General features: G+C 69.2%; 18 protein-coding genes. 11 read left to right on the forward strand and 7 right to left on the reverse strand.

What is annotated here, in order from left to right; translation table 11 throughout:
• The first annotated feature begins 156 nt into the window (after positions 1-156).
• From FNV62_RS25610 to FNV62_RS57615, 7 genes are all read left to right on the forward strand, one after another.
• Entirely contained in the window at positions 157-915 is a 759-nt protein-coding gene (locus FNV62_RS25610; RefSeq protein WP_144315651.1) for a GntR family transcriptional regulator, read from the forward strand.
• Positions 896-1,624, forward strand: coding sequence for a GNAT family N-acetyltransferase (locus FNV62_RS25615; RefSeq protein WP_144315652.1), 729 nt, complete (start codon positions 896-898; stop codon positions 1,622-1,624). The genes FNV62_RS25610 and FNV62_RS25615 overlap by 20 nt, the downstream gene beginning before the upstream one ends.
• Before the next feature lie 244 nt (positions 1,625-1,868).
• Positions 1,869-2,048 carry a hypothetical protein gene (locus FNV62_RS25620; protein ID WP_067377012.1) on the forward strand — a complete coding sequence of 60 codons (180 nt, stop codon included), beginning with the start codon at positions 1,869-1,871 and terminating at the stop codon, positions 2,046-2,048.
• A gap of 40 nt (positions 2,049-2,088) precedes the next feature.
• Complete coding sequence (locus tag FNV62_RS25625) at positions 2,089-2,382, forward strand: Dabb family protein (protein WP_143608594.1); 294 nt, start codon at positions 2,089-2,091, stop codon at positions 2,380-2,382.
• 190 nt (positions 2,383-2,572) lie between these two features.
• Positions 2,573-3,523 carry an RNA polymerase sigma factor SigF gene (locus FNV62_RS25630; protein WP_079089988.1) on the forward strand — a complete coding sequence of 317 codons (951 nt, stop codon included), beginning with the start codon at positions 2,573-2,575 and terminating at the stop codon, positions 3,521-3,523.
• Positions 3,524-3,767: 244 nt separating this feature from the next.
• On the forward strand, positions 3,768-4,676 hold the full coding sequence (locus tag FNV62_RS25635; RefSeq protein WP_054235068.1) for an RNA polymerase sigma factor SigF: 909 nt from the start codon (positions 3,768-3,770) through the stop codon (positions 4,674-4,676).
• A 504-nt stretch (positions 4,677-5,180) separates the two neighbouring features.
• Entirely contained in the window at positions 5,181-5,471 is a 291-nt protein-coding gene (locus tag FNV62_RS57615; RefSeq protein WP_306459570.1) for a hypothetical protein, read from the forward strand.
• A gap of 45 nt (positions 5,472-5,516) precedes the next feature.
• On the opposite strand, the gene FNV62_RS25645 is transcribed toward FNV62_RS57615, so the two are convergent.
• On the reverse strand, positions 5,517-5,714 hold the full coding sequence (locus tag FNV62_RS25645; RefSeq protein WP_054235117.1) for a hypothetical protein: 198 nt from the start codon (positions 5,712-5,714) through the stop codon (positions 5,517-5,519).
• A gap of 818 nt (positions 5,715-6,532) precedes the next feature.
• Here FNV62_RS25645 and FNV62_RS25650 point away from each other — a divergent pair.
• The 4 genes from FNV62_RS25650 to FNV62_RS25665 all read left to right on the forward strand — a co-directional run bounded on the left by FNV62_RS25650 (position 6,533) and on the right by FNV62_RS25665 (position 11,014).
• Positions 6,533-7,024 (forward strand): MarR family winged helix-turn-helix transcriptional regulator, encoded by a 492-nt coding sequence (locus tag FNV62_RS25650; protein ID WP_054235070.1) that lies wholly within the window; start codon positions 6,533-6,535, stop codon positions 7,022-7,024.
• 18 nt (positions 7,025-7,042) lie between these two features.
• The gene (locus tag FNV62_RS25655) at positions 7,043-9,574 is read left to right on the forward strand and encodes an MFS transporter (protein WP_097285363.1); all 2,532 of its coding nucleotides are present in this window, start codon (positions 7,043-7,045) and stop codon (positions 9,572-9,574) included.
• Positions 9,575-9,680: 106 nt separating this feature from the next.
• Positions 9,681-10,502 (forward strand): YceI family protein, encoded by an 822-nt coding sequence (locus tag FNV62_RS25660; RefSeq protein ID WP_097285364.1) that lies wholly within the window; start codon positions 9,681-9,683, stop codon positions 10,500-10,502.
• Positions 10,503-10,543: 41 nt separating this feature from the next.
• On the forward strand, positions 10,544-11,014 hold the full coding sequence (locus FNV62_RS25665) for a PPOX class F420-dependent oxidoreductase (protein WP_054235072.1): 471 nt from the start codon (positions 10,544-10,546) through the stop codon (positions 11,012-11,014).
• A gap of 33 nt (positions 11,015-11,047) precedes the next feature.
• Here the strand turns inward: FNV62_RS25665 and FNV62_RS25670 are convergent, their stop codons facing one another.
• From FNV62_RS25670 to FNV62_RS25695, 6 genes are all read right to left on the reverse strand, one after another.
• Positions 11,048-11,821 (reverse strand): TetR/AcrR family transcriptional regulator, encoded by a 774-nt coding sequence (locus FNV62_RS25670; protein ID WP_143627193.1) that lies wholly within the window; start codon positions 11,819-11,821, stop codon positions 11,048-11,050.
• A gap of 86 nt (positions 11,822-11,907) precedes the next feature.
• Complete coding sequence (locus FNV62_RS25675; protein WP_143627195.1) at positions 11,908-13,413, reverse strand: MFS transporter; 1,506 nt, start codon at positions 13,411-13,413, stop codon at positions 11,908-11,910.
• A 161-nt stretch (positions 13,414-13,574) separates the two neighbouring features.
• A complete protein-coding gene (locus tag FNV62_RS25680) occupies positions 13,575-15,818 on the reverse strand; it encodes an ArnT family glycosyltransferase (protein ID WP_143627197.1) in 2,244 nt (747 codons plus the stop codon).
• Positions 15,815-17,356, reverse strand: coding sequence for a bifunctional glycosyltransferase family 2/GtrA family protein (locus FNV62_RS25685; protein WP_097285367.1), 1,542 nt, complete (start codon positions 17,354-17,356; stop codon positions 15,815-15,817). Before FNV62_RS25685 ends, FNV62_RS25680 begins: the two co-directional genes overlap by 4 nt.
• Positions 17,357-17,370: 14 nt before the next feature.
• Positions 17,371-18,981 carry a sensor histidine kinase gene (locus FNV62_RS25690; protein ID WP_143627198.1) on the reverse strand — a complete coding sequence of 537 codons (1,611 nt, stop codon included), beginning with the start codon at positions 18,979-18,981 and terminating at the stop codon, positions 17,371-17,373.
• Positions 18,978-19,718 carry a response regulator transcription factor gene (locus FNV62_RS25695; protein WP_054235077.1) on the reverse strand — a complete coding sequence of 247 codons (741 nt, stop codon included), beginning with the start codon at positions 19,716-19,718 and terminating at the stop codon, positions 18,978-18,980. Before FNV62_RS25695 ends, FNV62_RS25690 begins: the two co-directional genes overlap by 4 nt.
• Positions 19,719-19,762: the final 44 nt, after the last annotated feature.

Consider the following 19,762-nt stretch of genomic DNA (forward strand, 5'->3'; position numbering starts at 1 on the left):
CTGTACAGCAGCTTCGTACGTGACACCCTATCCGACTTGTCTGGAGGAGTGCCTTGGCAAGAGACTGCACGAGTCAGGCTTGGAGAGTCAAGCCCCCTGGTCTAACTTGTACGGAGGAGTCGGAGCGGAGAGGATGCCTAAGTGGTTCGACGCGGCATGACGAAGTCGCAGGAAATTGCCTTTGACCTGCGCGAACAGATCCTGTCCGGTGCACTGGCGGGGGGTGAGGCACTCCCCAGCGAGTCGAAAATGATGAGCCAGTACGGCTACAGCCGCGAGACTGTCCGCGCTGGAGTCCGCCTATTGGTGGACGAAGGGCTGGTCGTCACAGGACAGGGCCAGGGGAAGTACGTCCGCGAGGACTACCCGCCTGTCGTGTGGAACTGGACAACGCTGGAGAGTCGGAGTCGTCACGCCAATGGCGTCGAAGGACGAACCGCCGGCGACCAGTGGGCGAGCGCGATCGCGGAAAACGGGAACGCCCCCCGCCAGGACATCACGGTGTCGATCGTTGAGCCTCCCTCCCACGTGCGCGAGCGCCTCGACCTCGCCGCAGACGGTTTGGCTGTAGCGCGCAAGCGTGTCCGATTCATAGACAACCGGCCCTATGCACTCGCCGACTCGTACTTCCCTCAGGAACTCGTGAGCGGCACTCCGCTGATGGAGCCCCGAGACGTCTCAGCGCCCGGCGGCATCCTGGCCTCTGTGGGACTCGTGCAAGCGAAGTACGTGGACGAAATCGCAGTTCGCATGCCGACTCGCGAGGAAGCTGCACTACTTGCCCTACCTGCGGCGACACCCGTCGCAGAGCACACCCGAACGGGCTACGACGCGGATGGTCGCCCCCTCCGCTGCATGGTCACCATCCTCCCCGGAGACAGGCACAAGATCCTCTATGAAGTCAGCACGGACTGAATACCTCCGCCCCGCAGCGGCTGAGGATGTACCTGCCCTGTTGGCTCTACGAACAGAGGCCGAAGGATGGCTGCGCGACCAAGGCACGGACCAGTGGAGCGACCCAGAAACCGGGGAACGGGCCATCGCAAAGTGGCGTGCCAGCATTGATGAGGGGCGTGCATGGGTCGTCGTTAGCAAGGACGATGCGGTGCTCGCCACCGTCAGCCGCGGCCCTGTCGACCGAGATTTTTGGACGGACGCCGACCATCCTGAATCGGCGCTCTATCTATACAAACTGATCGTCGCACGCGAAGCGTCCGGCCAACAGCTTGGCACGCGGGTCATCGACTGGATGTCCCGCCTCGCAGCGCTGGAAGGACGAGCGTGGGTGCGCATCGACACCTGGCGCACGAACTCAGGGCTGCACTCCTACTACGAGCGGTTGGGCTTCAGGCATGTCCGCACTGAGGCCCCGCCGCACCGTCGCTCAGGGTGGCTTGCTCAGAGGCCAGCAGGCGCGCTTGCCATGCCTCACGACCTCCTGCCTGTCCACTCCCGCGAAGAGCGCGAAGCTTCGGCCCATGCCCCTGAACTGCCACCTCAGAGGGACTACCGCGCTGATGGACGGGTGGCGCCCCCGTCTCAGTTTCCGTCTCATTCACCCTCGTCCAACGACGTCCACAGCGGTTCACGCGACGGCCGAGAGTACGAGGATGAACAGGGCTGAACGGCCCTGGATTATGATCTGATCATTGCGAACAGACCTCGAAAGCGAGTGTGGCGCAAGTCACCGAGGGTTCAAATCCCTCCGCTACCGCTTGAGAAGGGCCCCGTCGCAAGACGGGGCCCTTCGTGCGTACGGCAAAGGACCTCGGTCAGCGGGCCGTTGGTCCAAAAATGTGGGGGTGGAGGTTACACTCGCCGCCGGCACACGGGGCCCAGTGGGCGCAGCAGTCACAGGGGAGGCCGCGATGGCGGTGAATTCGAAGAAGATCGCCGTCTACATACTCGTGGTCTTCGCGCTCTACGTGATCATCACGGATCCGGCGAAGGCGGCCGACTACGTCCAGATAGGGTTCGAGGGCATTTCGACCGCCGCCCGGTCCATCGGCGACTTCATGACGTGGATCGCCGACGGGGCCAAGAACTGATCGGCCGCCCCCGCACGGCCCGCACCACCAGGGAGTACCCGTGATCCGCCATCTGGTCCTCTTCAAGCTCAACGAAGGCGTCGAGCGTGACGACCCCCGCGTCGTCGAGGGCGCGGCCGCCTTCCGCCCGCTCGGCGACCAGATCCCCGAGCTGAGGTTCTGGGAGTGCGGCTGGAACATCACCGACCGGCCCATCGCGTACGACTTCGCGATCAACTCCGCGGTCGACGACCCCGACGCCCTGAAGCGGTACTTGGAGCATCCCGCGCACCAGGCGGGCGTCGCGCTGTGGCGCGAGTTCGCGACATGGGTGATCGCCGACTATCCCTTCTGAACCGATCCGAGCCGACACGCTCTGGGCCCCTCGCCGGAAACCGGCGGGGGGCTTTTCCGTTTCGTATGCCCCAACTCTCCCTAAATCCTGTTCAACACGGGGTTATGCGGTGCTTGCACACAGTGCACATGTCTTGTGATGCTATGACCGCTTTTGACGGATGAGTTGATGGATCTGACGGATCATAGAGGTGGAGTTGACCGTGCCGGCCAGTACTGCGCCTCAAGCACCGCCACAGGAAATCCCCAAGGAACACATCACCACGGACCCCCTCGCCCAGGAACGCGTCGCCACGGAGCGCGTCACCACGGAACCCCTCGCCCCGGAGCACATCGCCCACGAACGCGTCACCCCCGAGCAGGTCACCCCTGAGCGACGCCGCGGCGCCGACACTCGGGCCCTCACCCAGCTGCTCTTCGGCCAGCTCAAGACCCTGGAGCCGGGCACCACGGAGCACGACCGCGTACGCGGGGCGCTCATCGAGGCGAACCTGCCACTCGTGCGGTACGCGGCCGCCCGCTTCCGCTCCCGCAACGAGCCGATGGAGGACGTGGTCCAGGTCGGCACCATCGGCCTGATCAACGCGATCGACCGCTTCGACCCCGACCGGGGCGTGCAGTTCCCGACCTTCGCGATGCCGACCGTCGTCGGCGAGATCAAGCGGTACTTCCGCGACAACGTCCGCACCGTCCACGTACCCCGCCGGCTGCACGAGCTGTGGGTGCAGGTGAACAGCGCGACGGAGGACCTGACGACGGCCTTCGGGCGCTCCCCCTCGACCGCCGAGATCGCCGAGCGGCTCCGCATCACCGAGGAGGAGGTGCTGTCCTGCATCGAGGCCGGACGCTCGTACCACGCGACCTCCCTCGAAGCCGCCCAGGAGGGTGACGGGCTGCCCGGACTGCTCGACCGGCTCGGCTACGAGGACCCGGCCCTCGACGGGGTCGAACACCGCGACCTCGTCCGCCATCTCCTCGTACAACTGCCCGAGCGCGAGCAGCGGATCCTTCTCCTTCGCTATTACAGCAATCTGACGCAGTCGCAGATCAGTGCCGAGCTGGGAGTCTCCCAGATGCATGTGTCAAGGCTGCTCGCCCGGAGCTTCGCGCGGCTTCGATCCGCAAACAGGATCGAGGCGTAACCGGCAAGAGCGAATCGCTCAACGTCTCCTTTTCCGACAGTTCAACGTCGAAAAACCGCCAGACCCCCCTTTTCCAGGGCCGATTCACCCCCTCCATGTCGACATGTCACTACAGCGTGTTGCCGACATGTGACATTCTGCCGGAAGAGCGTTTGGCGCAGCCCCGCCTCCGGTATTCAGGTGGAGGCTGCGTTCCTCCGACGGGAGCGTCCGCCGTGACCGTCCGCGACCCAAAGGGGGTGGCATGTCCGCAGACCAGGGCAGCTCGAAGGTGCTCACGCTCACGAAGAGCGAATCCGCGCCCGACGCGCTTCACGATGTCCCGGCCCTCCCGGCCCCCGACGCCGCTCCGGCCCTCGAAGCCGTCCCGGCGGCCCCCGAGACCTCGGGAGCCATCGACACCCGCACCCTGTCCCGCTCCCTGTTCCTGCGGCTCGCCGCACTCGGCGAGAACAGCCCCGAGCGTGCCTACGTCCGGGACACCCTCATCGAGCTCAACCTCCCGCTCGTGCGGTACGCGGCGGCCCGCTTCCGCTCCCGCAACGAGCCGATGGAGGACATCGTCCAGGTCGGCACCATCGGCCTGATCAAGGCGATCGACCGCTTCGACTGCGAACGCGGCGTGGAGTTCCCGACGTTCGCGATGCCGACGGTCGTGGGCGAGATCAAGCGGTTCTTCCGTGACACCTCGTGGTCCGTCCGCGTCCCGCGGCGCCTCCAGGAGCTGCGCCTGGCCCTCACCAAGGCCAGCGACGAGCTCTCCCAGAAGCTCGACCGGTCGCCGACCGTCGCCGAACTCGCCGCGGTCCTGGGCGTGTCGGAGGAGGACGTCGTCGACGGCCTCGCGGTCGGCAACGCCTACACGGCCTCCTCCCTCGACTCCCCGGCCCCCGAGGACGACGGTGGCGAGGGTTCCCTCGCGGACCGCCTCGGCTACGAGGACACGGCCCTGGAGGGCGTCGAGTACCGCGAGTCGCTGAAGCCGCTGCTCGCCAAACTCCCGCCCCGCGAGCGCCGGATCATCATGCTGCGCTTCTTCGCCAACATGACCCAGTCGCAGATCGGCGAGGAGGTCGGCATCTCGCAGATGCACGTCTCCCGCCTTCTCACCCGCACCCTGGCCCAGCTCCGCGAGGGCCTGATCTCCGACTGAGACCTCCCGCGCTCGACCCTTCATAATTGACGGATCGTCAGCCACACTGGCGCGATGCGTCGAGCGACTTGGCTCCATGGCCGTCGAGGCGCCCTGGTGGGCGCCTCGACGGCTGTTGTCTGCCTGGGTGCCGTACTGGCCGCGTGCGGGGGCGGTGGGAGCGGTGGCGGATACGTGGCGGTGGGGGCGCCGGCCGATTCGGGACCCGTGGTGGCCCCGACCGGAAACGTCTCACTGACCCCGCTGCCCGAGTCCACGCCACTCGCGGAAGCCGCCAAGGGAGCCCCTCAGCAGGGCAGTTCATCCCCGCAGCCCCCGCTGTCCGCTTCGCCCGGCACGGCAACGGACCCCGGTGACGACAACTTGCCCCGTACGGGCGCCGGTTCGGGCGCGACGTCGGCGCCCTCGGCTCGGCCGACCCCGGGTTCCGCGGCAGGTACCGGTCCTCCCGGTCTCCCCAGTACCCCCGGTCCTCCCGGTCCCGTCGGCCCCGCCGTTCTCGACGTGAGCGAGCCCACGCGGGAGGCCACCGACAAGCGCTGGTGCGAGAAGGTGACGGTCTCCTTCCGCAACACCGGTGGCAGCGCAGTGCGTTCGGGCACGGTGACCCTGGGGACGCACATCATCGGGCTGCTCGGCATCGACTGGGCGACGATCGACTCGACGCGGGATCTGCCCGTGCCGATCGCGGCCGGAGCGGGCAGCACAAAGACCTGGACGGTGTGCGTCGACGACTGGCGCGTGCCGCTCGGCATGCACATCGAGACGCGGGACGTGTCCGTCCAGTGGAAGTGACCCGCCTCCACCGGTCCTGCCGGCGGGGCGGGCGGGTTGTTGCCCTTACGCCAGCGCGAGCCACGCCACGGCGGCGACGACCGCCACGGCGACGACGATGCCGATGATCAGGCCGATGCGGGGGCCCGCCGGGGCGGCCGCCTGCTGCTGCCGGGCCTGGGGGCCCTCGTCGACGAAAGCGCGGAACATCTGGGTGCTACCCGCGGGGTCGTAGTTGCCCTCGGGGCCCTGGGTGTTTGCCATGGCCCAGGACCCTAGCGAATACATGCCCCCTACCCAAGCGCCGGGTTCCCCTCGCCTTCCCCTTCCCCGGTTTCTGGATGGCCTGGGCGGCGAGCCGGATGACGCACGCCCCACCGGCAGCGCACCGCCAGGAACCCGAGGAACGCACCCCAGCCCCACCGGCCCACAGCCGGAGACCTCCGGATGGACGGGGTCGCCCGCCCGGGTGGGACGGAACCCAGCGGGCACCCGAAGTCGATGCCCCGCAGGAGCACCGGGAACCCTTCCATCCGCGAGCGCGCCGAGCGCAGGACCCACAGGTGGCAGGAGCAAGGGCGCAGAAGAACAGCCCCAAACCACGAGCCCGACGCACACCCCCCGCCCGATCAGAGCGGCAGCCCCACGGAGGTCCCGCCCGGTTAGGACGGCAGCCCCACGGGGGTCCCGCCCGGTTAGGACGGCAGCCCCGCAGGGGTCGGGCACGCCGCCCCGCAGCGGTCTGACGCGCTGTCCCACAGGTGACCAGAGCTCAGCCCCATCAGCGGTCTGTCGCGCTGCCCCGCAGGCGACCAGGGCCCAGCCCCGCAGGGGTCAGATGCTCGACCCAGCAGGGGTCAGACGCTCAGCCCCCCAGGTGACCGGAGCCCACCCCCCGCCCCGCGAAGGCCACGCTCCGTCGGCCCACAGCGGCTTCACAGCCGCGTACGCCGCCCACCAGCAGGTTTACATTCGCCAATACTTGCCTTTGCCATCTTTTTAGCCCAGCGGCAGCGATATCGTTTGCCTGCAGCAACCAACTGGATTTATGGTTGCCCCAAGCAACGAATACAGGAGGTGTGATGGCCGAGCAGGCGCAGTACGAGGAATTGGCTCGTCAGCTCAGTGCCATCGGTGCCGTGAAGCGGGAGCTCGGGCGGATCCTGCCGCACGACTGCCCCGCGGGCTCCGCCGCCGTACTGACCCTCCTCGGCCGGCACGGCGACATGCGGATGAGCAAGCTCGCCGAGCTGCTCGCCGTGGACATGTCGGTGACCAGCCGACACGTCGCCCACGTCGCCGACCGGGGCTGGATCGAACGCCTCCCCGACCCCGCCGACAAACGCTCCCGCATCCTGCGCCTCACCGACGCGGGACGCGAGCAGCTCACCGAACTCTCCCGCCGCTCCTCCCGGCTGTTCGCCGACCGGCTGAGCGACTGGTCCGACCACGAGGTCGGCCTGCTCATCCACCTGATGGGCCGGCTGCGCGAGAGCTTCGGCGACTGCCGTGCCGTACCCCGGCCGCCCTACGTGCCGGAAGCATCCGAACTGACCACCCGTACACCCGCGTAAGACAAGAAAAGGAAGCCCATGGCAACGACCACACCAGCCGGTGTGCGGGCTCACGCCAAGCACGGAGGCGCACCCTCCGACGGCACTCCGATGACACATCGTCAGATCATGGAGGCCCTCTCCGGGCTGCTGCTCGGTATGTTCGTCGCGATCCTGTCGTCGACGATCGTCACCAACGCACTCCCCGAGATCATCGGCGACCTGGGCGGCGGCCAGTCCGCCTACACCTGGGTCGTCACGGCCTCGCTGCTGGCCATGACCGCGACCACGCCTCTGTGGGGCAAGCTCTCCGACCTGTACAGCAAGAAGGCGCTCGTACAGATAGCCCTCGTCATATACGTGCTGGGATCGGCCGCCGCCGGTCTGTCCCAGAACCCCGGCATGCTCATCGCATGCCGCGTGGTCCAGGGCGTCGGCGTCGGCGGTCTGTCCGCCCTCGCCCAGATCGTCATGGCCGCGATGATCTCCCCGCGTGAGCGCGGCCGCTACTCCGGCTACCTCGGCGCGACCTTCGCTGTCGCAACCGTCGGCGGCCCGCTGCTCGGCGGTGTCATCACCGACACCTCGTGGCTCGGCTGGCGCTGGTGCTTCTATGTCGGCGTGCCGTTCGCGATCATCGCGCTGATCGTGCTGCAGAAGACCCTGCACCTGCCCACCGTGAAGCGGGACGTGAAGGTCGACTGGGGCGGCGCGTTCTTCATCTCCGCCGCGGTCTCGCTGCTGCTGGTCTGGGTCACCTTCGCCGGTGACAAGTACGACTGGGTGTCGGGGCAGACGTACGCGATGGTCGGAGGCGCGATCGTCCTCGGCCTGCTGTTCGTGCTCGTCGAGTCCAAGGCGAGCGAGCCGATCATCCCGCTGCGGCTGTTCCGCAACCGCACCATCACCCTTTCCTCCCTCGCCTCGCTCTTCGTCGGCGTCGCGATGTTCACCGGCACCGTCTTCTTCAGCCAGTACTTCCAGCTGGCCCGTGACAAGTCCCCGACGATGTCGGGCGTCATGACCATCCCGATGATCGGCGGCCTGTTCATCGCCTCCACGGTCTCCGGCCAGGTCATCACCAAGACCGGCCGGTGGAAGTACTGGCTGGTCAGCGGTACCGTCCTGATCACCGCGGGCCTGGGCCTGCTGAGCAGCATCCGCTACGACACGACCTACTGGCACGTCGCGATCTTCATGGCGCTGCTGGGCCTCGGCGTCGGTATGACGATGCAGAACCTGGTGCTGTCCACGCAGAACCAGGTCGCCCCGTCCGACCTCGGCTCGGCCAGCTCCACGGTGACGTTCTTCCGCTCCCTCGGCGGTGCGATGGGCGTCTCCGCGCTCGGCGCGATCATGTCCACCCGGATCACCCACTACGTCAAGGACGGCCTGGCCGGACTCGACCCCAAGTACGCCGCCGCGGCTTCCGGCTCGGGCTCCGGCACCATCCCGAAGATGGACGCGCTGCCCGCCCCGCTGCGGACCGTCATGGAGAGCGCGTACGGCCACGGCATCGCGGACGTCTTCATGATCGCCGCCGCCCTGGCACTGATCGCCTTCTTCATCGTCCTCTTCATCAAGGAGGTCCCGCTGCGGACCTCGGGCGCGCTGGCCCAGGCCGCGGAGGCGAAGGCGGAGGCCACCGAGCCGACGGCTTCGGCCACCGCCGAGGCACCCGCCGCCGACGAGAGGATCCCGAGCTGGGCGGCCGTCGCCGAGACGAGCCTCGCGGCCGGACCCGAGGGCACCCAGCGGCTCGCCGCCGTCGCCACCGCGACACGGGAGAGCGCACCGCTGCCCGCCTCCGGCGGCATACCGGTCCGCGGTCACGTCCGCGGCGCCGAGAGCGCCCCCGTCCCGCAGGCCGCGGTCACGCTGATCTCGCTCGCGGGACGGCAGCTGGGCCGGTCGGTCGCGCAGGCCGACGGCTTCTACACGGTGGACGCGCCCGGCACGGGCTCGTACGTCCTGATCGCCTCCGCCGACGGTTTCCAGCCGCAGGCCTCGACGATCATCGTGAACGACGAGCCGGTGGCGTACGACATCCTGCTGAGCGGCACGAGCGGGCTGAGCGGACTCGTCCGGGCCGCCGGGACCGGCACCCCCGTCAAGGACGCCATGGTCATCGTGACCGACGTCCGGGGTGACGTGCTGGCCACCGGGACCACCGGTGAGCAGGGCCAGTTCACCTTCGCCGAACTGGTTCCGGGTCCGGTGACCATCGCGGTGAACGCGGCCGGCCACCGCCCGCAGGCCCTCACCGTCGAGGTCGGCGGCGCCGGGGTCACCCGGGTCGAGGTCGAGCTCAGCGCGGGCGCCCAGCTCCAGGGCGTCGTACGGGCCCCCGGCGGCCCCCTGGGCGACGCCCGGGTCACGCTGGTCGACGCGGCCGGCAACGTGATCGGCACCGCCAGGACCGGCACGGACGGCGCGTACGCCTTCACCGACCTGGACGGCGGCGAGTACACCGTCATCGCGACGGGTTACCCCCCGGTGGCGACGGCTCTCACGGTCACCGGCCGTGGCGTCGACGACCACGACATCACCCTCGCCCACCCCGGCGAGTAGTTGATACCCCGGCCCGTGGGGACGCGCGCACTCTGAGCGGAGGTGCGCCCCCCACGGGCCGGTTTCCTTGCGACCGATTTTTAGTGCTTTTCAGGGAGAAAACGGGATGGGACTGACCGCACGGATTCGCACGCGGGACGGATGGGCCGTGTCGCACGCGGTCGTCACGGTGACCGACATGACCGGGACACAGGTGCTGCGCGCCGAGGCGGACACCGAAGGCGCCGTGCACGACCCGACCCCCCTCACGCCCGGCGCGTACACCGTGATCGTGACCGCGGTCGGGTACGCGCCCGCCGCCTCCAGCGCGATCGTGACGGCGAGCGGCCGGGCCGAGATCGGCAACGTGACCCTCGCCCGCCAGGGCGGCAACGAACTGCCGCCGCCCGGACCCTGGACCGTCGACCCGGCGCACTCCTCCGTCGGCGCCGTCGCGCAGCACCTGGGCATCTCCAGCGTGCACGGACGTTTCACGGACTTCTCCGCGACGATCGAGATCGCCCCGGACGACGTGTCCAAGTCCCGCGTCGAGGCCGTGATCACCGCGGCCTCGATCGACACCGGCAACGGCATGCGCGACGGCCACCTGAAGTCCCCCGACTTCCTCGACGTCGAGACGTACCCGCAGATCACCTACCGCTCGACCGGCCTGACCCCGGCCGGCTCCGACCGTTGGACCGTCCACGGCGAACTCACCATGCGCGGCATCGCCCGCCCGGTCGACCTGGACCTCGCCTACCTGGGCACGGGCGGGGACCCCTGGGGCGGCACGCGGGCCGCCTTCCGGGCGACGACCGAACTCCACCGCGAGGACTTCGCCATGAACTACAACCAGGTCATCCAGGCAGGCATCTCGGCGATCGGCACCACGCTGAAGGTGGAGTTGGACGTCCAGGCGGTACAAGGCGTGCCACTCCCGCAGGCGTGAGGTGAGCGCACCTTCCCGGCGGGCAGCCTAGGCTGACTCACATGGCACCGAACATCGCTACGAACACCGCCGTGTCCCTGGACGAACTGCTCGACTTCGTACGCCCCCGCCACCGCGCCATCCTGCTGACCCGGAGGGCGGACGGCAGCCCCCAGGGCTCCCCCCTGACCTGCGGGGTCGACGACGCCGGGCGGATCGTCGTCTCGACCTACCCCGAACGCGCGAAGACCCGTAACGCCAAGCGGGACGAGCGGGTCAGCCTGATCGTGCTGAGCGACGAGTGGAACGGACCCTGGGTCCAGATCGACGGCACGGCCGAGGTCGTCGACTCCCCCGAATCCGTCGAGCCGCTCGTCGAGTACTACCGGAACATCGCGGGCGAACACCCGGACTGGGACGAGTACCGGGAGGCCATGCTCAAGCAGGGCAAGTCGATCATCCGGGTCACGCCGGTGAAGTGGGGACCGGTCGCGACGGGCGGCTTCCCGGCCCGACTGTCACCCCAGGAGTAACCCGGGAACAGCCGAGAAGGAGCGGGGCAGGCCCTAACCCCGGGCGACCATCGTCTCGATCCCCGCGATCAGCGTCTCCAGCGCGAACGTGAAGTCCCGCTCCCGCATCTCCTCGACCGTGTCACCGCCGCGGGCCTCCATGAGGTCCGCGGCGTTCTCGAAGTTGGCGGAGAACTGCGGCTGTTCGCCGATCGTGCTCATGGCCTGACGGAAGTACTCGTCCTGGGTCATCCCCGCCGAGGCGCAGCGCTGCACGAAGTGGCCCTCGATGGTGCCGAACCCGTACACGAACTGGAAGACCGCCGAGAGCGCGCCCATCTGGCCGTGCCGGGGCAGGCCGGTGTTGCGGATCACCTGCTGGACGCAGAGCGAGAAGGCCATGGAGTGCGGGCCGATGTTCAGGAAGGTCCCGATCAGCGGGGACACCCAGGGGTGGCGGACCAGCAGCGCGCGGTAGCCGGTGGCGAGGGAGCGGAGCTGGTCGCGCCAGTCCTCGCCCGACTCCGCGTCGGGCAGCTCCAGTTCGCCGAAGACCGCGTCGAGGGCGAGCTCCAGCAGGTCGTCCTTGGTGTCGACGTACCAGTACACGGACATCGCGGTCACGTTCAGCTCGGCGGCCAGCCGGCGCATGGAGAACTTCGCCATGCCCTCGGCATCCAGCAGCCGTACGGTGACCTCGGTGATCCGGTCCCGGTCGAGCCCCGACGGCTGCCCGCCCCCGCGCGCCGCAGCGCCCCGGGAAACCTTGCCCTCCAGCCAGACACTGGTCCGCGCCGGACGCTCGGCACGGTCGGCTGCCCTCACCATGGCGCACCTTCCTCGGGACTCGAAACTCGAGACTCGAAACTCACAACGGATGACTCGGAACTCGGAACCCTGATGCTAAGCGGGCGCTACGCCGACACCGCCACCGCGGAGTCTGCCCTCTCCGCACGTCGTAGCAACGCCGCGGCCAGCAGTCCACCGAGAAGGACGGCCACCGCGCCCACCAGTTGGCTGGTCTGCAACCCCGACGAGAACGCGTCCGTGATCCGCCCACGCTCCTCCTCCGAACCCGCCGAGGCCAGCGCCGCCGGGAGCGAGGCCGCCGCCACCGGAATCAGCGCCGCGAACCGGGAGTTGAGGATCGCCCCGAGGACCGCCACGCCGAGGCCGTTGCCGAACTCGGCGAGCGTGCCGTTGATCCCGGCGCCCACGCCCGCCTTCTCCGGCGGAATCGCGCTCATGATGGCGTGTGCCATGGCCGGATTGGCCACGGCGGCGCCCGCGCCGATCAGCAACAGCCCGAGCAGCGTGCCGCCGTACCCGTGCGCGGCGAGCGTGGCGATCGACACCAGCCCGGCCGACATCAGCGTCATGCCGAGCGCGATCGACACCGGAGTGCCGAGTCTCGCCGTCCACTTCGCCGAGAGGCCGGAGAAGTTCAGCGCCACGACCGCGAGCGCGAGCGGCGCCGTACGCAGTCCGGCTTCCAGGGGGCCGTATCCCAGGACGAATTGGAGGTGCTGGGTGAGGAGGAAGAGGGCACCGCCCATGCCGAAGGTGATGAGGACGGCTCCCGCGACGGCTCCTGTGAAGCGCCGGTCGCGGAAGAAGTGCGGGTCGAGCATGGGGTACGGGATCCGGCTCTCCCAGTACGCGAAGGCGGCCAGCACCAGCACGGCGACCGCGTCCGTGGCCAGGACCCGGCTCGACGTCCAGCCGTGTTCGGGGCCGGAGATGATCGCGTACACGAGTGCGGTCATGCCGATCGTGGAAAGCAGCGCTCCCAGGAGGTCGGGGCGGTCCCCGCGCGGACTCTTCGACTCCGGTACGAGGACCACCACCGCGGCGAGGCCCAGGGCCACCACCGGCAGGTTGACCAGGAAGATCGCGCCCCACCAGAAGTGGTTCAGCATGAAGCCGCCGAGGAGCGGTCCGGCCGCGAAGCCGAGGGCGTTGACGGCGCTCCAGATGCCGATGGCCTTCGGGTGCTCCGCGGGGGTGAAGACCTGCATGGCGACGGCGAGCGTGGTGGTCAGCAGGAGCGCGCCGCCGACGCCCATCCCGGCCCGTGCGGCGATCAACTGGCCCGTGGAGTCGGCGAGTCCGGCCACCACCGAGCCGATCCCGAAGAGGACCAGACCCGCGATCAGCATCTTCTTGCGGCCGTAGCGGTCGGCCGCGCTGCCCGCCGTGAGCAGTAGCCCGGACTGCACCAGCGAGTAGGCGTTGATCATCCACTGGATGTCGGAGGTGGCCGCGCCCAGCTCCCGGGTGAGGGAGGGGATCGCGACGTTCAGGACGGTGTTGTCGAGCAGCACGGTCAGTTGGGCGAGGCAGATGACGCCGAGGATCAGCCAGCGTTGGGGGTGGCCTTGCGGCTGGTCCTCGGGGGGTCCTGGGGGAGTCGTCGACATGCTGTACACCGTAGAACAGTTCCCATACAGCGTACAACGCAGTTCTCCGGGCGTACGAAAAGGGCGCACAAGCGGGGCGTACGAGCGGGCGTACGAAAAGGGTGGTGGCCCGGAGCTGGATCGCTCCGGGCCACCGCCCTGCGTGCAGGACCTGCTGTCAGCTACTTGGTCGGCTGCGTCAGGTCGTAGAAGGTGGCCGAACCGACCGTCACCTTCTTGAAGTTGGCCGTGACCCACGAGCTGATCTGGGAGGAGGTGGAGGTGGTGGAGGAGGAGTTGCCGCCGCCCATGCCACCGCCCATGCCGCCGCCCGAGATGAAGTAGTGGATCTTGCCGTCCGTCACGTACTTCTTGAACTGGGCCAGAGTCGGGGACGGGTCGGTGCCGTTGAAGCCGCCGATCGCCATCACCGGCTTGCCGGTGGCGAGCTGGTAGCTCGCGGAGTTCTGGGAACCGACGGCCGCGGCCGCCCAGGTGTAGTCGCCCGCGTTCGTCTCCAGCAGCTTCTTGGCGGCGGAGCTGACGGTCGCGCCGTTGAGCAGACCGCCCACACCGCCACCACCCATGCCGCCCTCGCCCATCGCGCCACCGCCGGGCATGCCGCCCTGCTGGTTCTGGCCCTGGGTGTTGCCGTTGCCCTGCTGGTTCTGACCGGGGAAGCCACCGGTGCCGCCCGTGGGGGGCTGGCCCATGCCGCCGCCCTGCTGGGTGGTGCCGTTGCCGCCCTGCTGGTTCTGGCCCTGGGTGTTGCCGCCACCGGGGAAGCCGCCCCGCATGCCGCCGCCACCGGGACCACCCCGGCCGCCCATCATGCTGGCGCCCGCGGGACCGGCCGTGACGATCGAACCGGTGTGCCCGGTGTTCACCGTGGACAGCGTGTACGCCGTCGGACCCGCGACCGAGGCCACGAAGCTCAGTCCGACCGCCGCGAGGGCCAGTTGACGGCCCAGCCTGGCCGCGAAGATCAGGCCGAGCGCGCCGAGCAGACCGCCGATGAGGACCAGCCACTTCAGCCACGGGAGGTAGGTGGGGGTGCGGTTGAGGAGCACGTATCCCCAGGCGGCGGTCGCGGTGACCGCGCCGGCGAGGGTGAGCGAGGCCCAGACCTTGCTCCGCTCCTCCCACAGCACCGTCGCGCCCATGCCGACGACGGCCGCGATGTAGGGGGCCAGGGCCACCGTGTAGTACTGGTGGAAGATGCCGGCCATGTAGCTGAAGATGATCGTCGTCATCAGCAGCGCGCCGCCCCAGGCGAGGAACGAGCTGCGCGTCAGGTCGGTCCGCCTGGCCTTGCGGGTGAGCACGATCCCCGCGACGAACAGGATCAGCGCGGCGGGCAGCAGCCATGCGATCTGGCTGCCGATCTCCGAGTTGAACATCCGGTTCCAGCCGGTCTCGCCCCATTGGCCGGTGCCACCGCCACCGCCGCCACCGACGCTGCCGGTCTCGTCGCCGTTGATACGGCCGAGGCCGTTGTAGCCGAAGGTCAGCTCAAGGAAGGAGTTGTTCTGCGAGCCGCCGATGTACGGGCGGGAGGACGCGGGCCACAGCTCCACGATCGCCACCCACCAACCGCCGGCGACGACCATCGCCACCGCCGAAAGACCCAGCTGGGCGAACCGCTTCCTGAGCCGCACCGGCGCGCAGACCGCGTACACGACCGCGAGCGGCGGCAGGATCAGGAAGGCCTGCAGGGTCTTCGCGAGGAACGCGAAGCCGACCGCGACACCCGCCCAGACCAGCCACTTCGTCCGGCCGTCCTCCAGAGCGCGGACCACGCAGTAGATCGTGACGGTCATCAGCAGCGCGAGCATCGCGTCCGGGTTGTTGAACCGGAACATCAGCGCGGCGACGGGAGTGAGCGCGAGCACCGCACCCGCGATCAGACCGGCCGCTGGGCTGAAGCGACGGCGCAGTGCCCCGTACAGGACGCCGACCGTGGCGACGCCCATCAGCACCTCGGGGACGAGGATCGCCCACGAGTTGAGACCGAAGATCCGTACCGACAGGGCCATCGGCCACAGCGAGGCCGGGGGCTTGTCGACGGTGATGGCGTTGGCCGAGTCGAGCGAGCCGAAGAAGAGGGCCTTCCAGCTCTGGCTGCCGGCCTGGACGGCCGCGGAGTAGAAGGAGTTGGCGTACCCGGAGGCGCTCAGGTTGTAGAGGTAGAGCAGGCCGGTGGCGACGAGCAGGGCGAGGAAGGCGGGGCGCACCCAGCGCGGGTCCTCGGGCCGGCCGCGCCAGACGCGGTGGAAGAACGGCTGCTTGGGCTCACCGGACCGGGGGGCCGCGGTGGGCGGCGCCACGGGCTCCTGCAGAGCCGTCGAGCTCGGCGGTCCCCAGAAGGGCTCGGCGCCGGAGGGGCTCGCGCCCCCCTGGTGGCTCGTATCGGACTGAGTCGTCATCGTGCGTCCCTCGTGTCCCTCGGGTCGTGATCGTGCGGGCGCACCGCTTGCAGCTGCATGGTTGCGTCCCCCCAGGTCCGGTCCGCGGCTTCACCGGCGCGGAACTCGTTGGTCTGGCTGTGGTCGTAGTTGGTGTACGGAGCTTGGGGCGCGGTCGCGTTCGGGCGCTGGGGCAGCGGCGTGTGCGGGTGCTGCTGGTGCGGGAGCTGTTGCGGGTGCTGCTGGTGCGCCGTCGTCGTGCCGTAGGTGGGCGAGGACGGGTTGTGCGAGGCGACGACGGTCGAGGCTCCCGTCTCGTCACGCCGGTCCGGGAAGACCCAGGCGCGGAAGAGCAGGAACCGCAGCACGGTCGCCGCGAGGTTGGCGGCGATGAGCACCGCGAGTTCGGTGGAGTGCGCCGGGCTGCTCGTCGCCGCGTTCAGGGCGGCGAGCGAGCCGCTGGTGAGGGCGAGGCCGATACCGAAGACGACCAGGCCCTGTGCCTGGTGCCGGACCGCGCTCCCGCGACCGCGGACGCCGAAGGTCAGCCGGCGGTTGGCCGCGGTGTTGGCGACGGCCGACACGAGCAGGGCGAGCGCGTTGGCGATCTGCGAGCCCGAGAACGAGCGGAAGCCGCTGTACAGGAGCAGGTAGAAGAGGGTGGACAGGACGCCCACCACACAGAAGCCGACGAGCTGGCGGGCCAGACCCTTGGGTACGTCGGTCAGGTCGCGGTCGCGCGGATCGTCCCCGAAGGGGCGCGCGAGCCGGTCGAGGGGGAGTGAACCGGTGGCGAGGGCACGCCCCACGCGCCACACACCCTTCAGGTCGTCGGTCGCGGTCTTCACGATGTGCACGGTCGAGTTCGGGTCGTCGACCCAGTCGACCGGCACCTCGTGGATGCGCAGTCCGGCGCGCTCGGCGAGCACCAGCATCTCGGTGTCGAAGAACCAGCCGGTGTCCTCGATCAGCGGCAGCAGTACCTGGGCGACATCGCGACGGATCGCCTTGAAGCCGCACTGCGCGTCCGAGAAGCGGGCCTGCAGCGAGCCGCGCAGGATCAGGTTGTAGGTGCGGCTGATGAACTCCCGCTTGGCACCGCGCACCACGCGCGAGCTGCGGGCGAGCCGGGAGCCGATCGCGAGGTCCGAGTGGCCCGAGATCAGCGGGGCCACCAGCGGGAGGAGGGCGTTGAGGTCGGTGGACAGGTCCACGTCCATGTAGGCGAGGATCGGAGCGTCCGAGGCCGACCACACGGTGCGCAGCGCGCGCCCGCGGCCCTTCTGCTCAAGCCGGAAGGACCTGACTTCCGGTATCTCCGACTCCAGCCGTGCGGCCACCTGAGGGGTGGTGTCCGTCGAGGCGTTGTCCGCGACCGTGATGCGGAACGCGTACGGGAAGGTGCGCTTGAGATGCTCGTGCAGTCTCACCACACACGGCTGGAGATCCTTCTCCTCGTTGTAAACGGGGATCACTACGTCCAGGACAGGCGTACCGGCGGACCCGGCCGGGAGGTGCTCCCGCGCCGGCAGGTTGCCGGGAGAAGAGTCGGTTCGCATGCGAACGACTCTCGTCACACGCCCTGTTGCACCCATGTGGTGGCGCTGTGCTGTGCCTGTGAGAACAGTTGCGCCTTTGTTTCCACGAACGGATCGACGGCGATCGCGGGCAGATGAAGGGTGAACACGGTCCGTCCGGGCATGCTGTCCACGGTGACGGCACCGCCGTGCGCGGCCGCGACGGCCTGCACGATGGCCAGTCCCAGGCCCGTCGAGCCGGAGGACCGGGAGCGCGAGGAATCACCGCGTGCGAAGCGTTCGAAGACGCGCGGAAGCAGGTCGGGCGGGATGCCGGGCCCGTCGTCCTGGACGTCCACGCACAGCCACGGTCCGTGCCGGTGCACGCGTGCGGTGACGGTCGTACCGGGCGGGGTGTGCGTTCTGGCGTTCGCGAAGAGATTGACCATGACCTGTTGCAGCCGTGCGGCGTCCGCGAGGACCAGCGCGGGCTCCTCCGGCAGTTCGAGCCGCCAGTTGTGGTCGCGTCCGGCCGCCCGGGCGTCGCTCACGGCGTCGATGACGAGCGGTACGAGGTCGGTCTGGTCGTACTGGAGCGGGCGTCCGGCGTCCAGCCGCGCGAGCAGCAGCAGGTCCTCGACGAGCAGGGTCATGCGCCCGGCCTCGGACTCGATCCGGCCGAGGGCGTGCCGGGTGTCGGGTCCGGTCTCCTCACGGCCGCGTCTGGTCAGCTCGGCATAACCGCGGATCGACGCCAGCGGTGTACGCAGCTCATGACTCGCGTCCGCGACGAACTGCCGTACGCGCATCTCGCTCTGCTGGCGTGCGTGCAGGGCGCTGTGGATGTGGTCGAGCATGCGGTTGAGCGCGGCGCCGACCTGGCCGACCTCGGTGTGCGGGTCGGCCTCGGACTCCGGCACCCGCTCGTAGAGGGTGACCTCGCCGGTGTGCAGGGGGAGTTCGGAGACGCGGGTGGCGGTGGAGGCGACCTTGCGCAGGGGGCGCAGGGCGAGCCCGACGAGGACGCTGCCTGCGATGCCGGCGGCGATGAGACCGGCGGCGGTGACGCTGACCTCGACGAGGATCAGGGTGTTGATGGTGCTGTTGACGTCCGAGGCCGGCACGGCGGCGTAGTAGTTGCCGTTGTCGCCTGTCTTGTACTCGACGCGGTACTCACCCGCGCCGGGGATGTCCACGGTGTGCGGCTTGCCGTCCTGGGAAACGGAGCCGAGGGCCGCGAGCTGTGCCTTGGTGAGAGTCTTTGCGTTCATCTCGAGGTCGCTCGTGGACTTCTCACCGCGCCGGGCATCGGTGATGGAACCGTTCACCACCTTGGCCGCGATGGTGCCCGGGGGCTGCGGACCCTTGGTGACGAAATCTTCGAGTTCGGGCGGGCGCGACTGCGCCCTCTGCCCACCGGGCGCGCCAATGCCGTTCTTGGGCTGCGCGCCGGGCGGACCGAACGAGCCGGATGCGCGGGAGGCGACCTCGTTCAGCTGCCCGTCCAACTGGTAGTAAAGGTGCGACCGCAACGCAAGTGTCGTCACCGTGCTGATCACCGCACAGACCACGGCGATCAGCACCACGGACGCGACGACGAGCCGCGTCCGCAGCGTGCGCGGCTGTCGTCCTCGCCCCTGCTTACGCGGCCGTCGTCGCCCGCTCATGACGCCGCGGGCTTGATCAGGTAACCGGCCCCACGCCTGGTGTGGATCATCGGCTCACGTCCGGCGTCGATCTTGCGGCGCAGGTACGAGATGTAGAGCTCGACGACGTTGGCCTGGCCACCGAAGTCGTACGACCACACGCGGTCGAGTATCTGTGCCTTGCTGAGTACACGCCGGGGATTACGCATGAGGAACCGCAGGAGCTCGAACTCCGTCGCGGTGAGGTGGATGTTCTCCCCGGCACGCGAGACCTCGTGGCTGTCCTCGTCGAGGGTGAGGTCGCCGACGACGAGCACGGAGTCGGAACGCCGGTCGGCGGCACCGGAACGGCGGATCAGTCCGCGCAGCCGGGCCACGACCTCCTCGAGGCTGAAGGGCTTGGTGACGTAGTCGTCGCCGCCGGCCGTCAGCCCCGCGATGCGGTCCTCGACGGCGTCCTTGGCCGTGAGGAAGAGGACGGGCACGTCGGGCAGATCACGGCGCAGGCGCCCCAGGACCGCGAGGCCGTCCATGTCCGGCAGCATCATGTCGAGGACAACGGCGTCGGGCCGAAACTCGCGCGCGGTCTGCACCGCACCCTGTCCGTCACCCGCGCTGCGGATCTGCCAGCCTTCGTAGCGAAGGGCCATGGAGAGCAGCTCGGTGATCGACAGCTCGTCGTCCACTACCAGCACTCGGACGGGGCTCCCGTCCGGCCTCAGCAGTTCGGTGCGCCCCTGGGGCGAGGTCGTGGTCATAGCGGACACCTTGTCGGGGTCCTCTGAGAGCACGCTTTCGGGAA

The sequence above is a fragment of the Streptomyces sp. RLB3-17 genome (assembly GCF_007113425.2).
Classification (GTDB): domain Bacteria; phylum Actinomycetota; class Actinomycetes; order Streptomycetales; family Streptomycetaceae; genus Streptomyces; species Streptomyces mirabilis_D.

Excerpts from the sequence above, each read along its gene's own strand:
- FNV62_RS25610 (WP_144315651.1), top strand. The coding sequence starts at position 157 with ATGACGAAGTCGCAGGAAATTGCCTTTGACCTGCGCGAACAGATCCTG.
- FNV62_RS25615 (WP_144315652.1), top strand. The coding sequence starts at position 896 with ATGAAGTCAGCACGGACTGAATACCTCCGCCCCGCAGCGGCTGAGGAT.
- FNV62_RS25620 (WP_067377012.1), top strand. The coding sequence starts at position 1,869 with ATGGCGGTGAATTCGAAGAAGATCGCCGTCTACATACTCGTGGTCTTC.
- FNV62_RS25635 (WP_054235068.1), top strand. The coding sequence starts at position 3,768 with ATGTCCGCAGACCAGGGCAGCTCGAAGGTGCTCACGCTCACGAAGAGC.
- FNV62_RS25645 (WP_054235117.1), bottom strand. The coding sequence starts at position 5,714 with ATGGCAAACACCCAGGGCCCCGAGGGCAACTACGACCCCGCGGGTAGC.
- FNV62_RS25650 (WP_054235070.1), top strand. The coding sequence starts at position 6,533 with ATGGCCGAGCAGGCGCAGTACGAGGAATTGGCTCGTCAGCTCAGTGCC.
- FNV62_RS25655 (WP_097285363.1), top strand. The coding sequence starts at position 7,043 with ATGGCAACGACCACACCAGCCGGTGTGCGGGCTCACGCCAAGCACGGA.
- FNV62_RS25660 (WP_097285364.1), top strand. The coding sequence starts at position 9,681 with ATGGGACTGACCGCACGGATTCGCACGCGGGACGGATGGGCCGTGTCG.
- FNV62_RS25665 (WP_054235072.1), top strand. The coding sequence starts at position 10,544 with ATGGCACCGAACATCGCTACGAACACCGCCGTGTCCCTGGACGAACTG.
- FNV62_RS25670 (WP_143627193.1), bottom strand. The coding sequence starts at position 11,821 with ATGGTGAGGGCAGCCGACCGTGCCGAGCGTCCGGCGCGGACCAGTGTC.
- FNV62_RS25675 (WP_143627195.1), bottom strand. The coding sequence starts at position 13,413 with ATGTCGACGACTCCCCCAGGACCCCCCGAGGACCAGCCGCAAGGCCAC.
- FNV62_RS25680 (WP_143627197.1), bottom strand. The coding sequence starts at position 15,818 with ATGACGACTCAGTCCGATACGAGCCACCAGGGGGGCGCGAGCCCCTCC.
- FNV62_RS25685 (WP_097285367.1), bottom strand. The coding sequence starts at position 17,356 with ATGCGAACCGACTCTTCTCCCGGCAACCTGCCGGCGCGGGAGCACCTC.
- FNV62_RS25690 (WP_143627198.1), bottom strand. The coding sequence starts at position 18,981 with ATGAGCGGGCGACGACGGCCGCGTAAGCAGGGGCGAGGACGACAGCCG.
- FNV62_RS25695 (WP_054235077.1), bottom strand. The coding sequence starts at position 19,718 with ATGACCACGACCTCGCCCCAGGGGCGCACCGAACTGCTGAGGCCGGAC.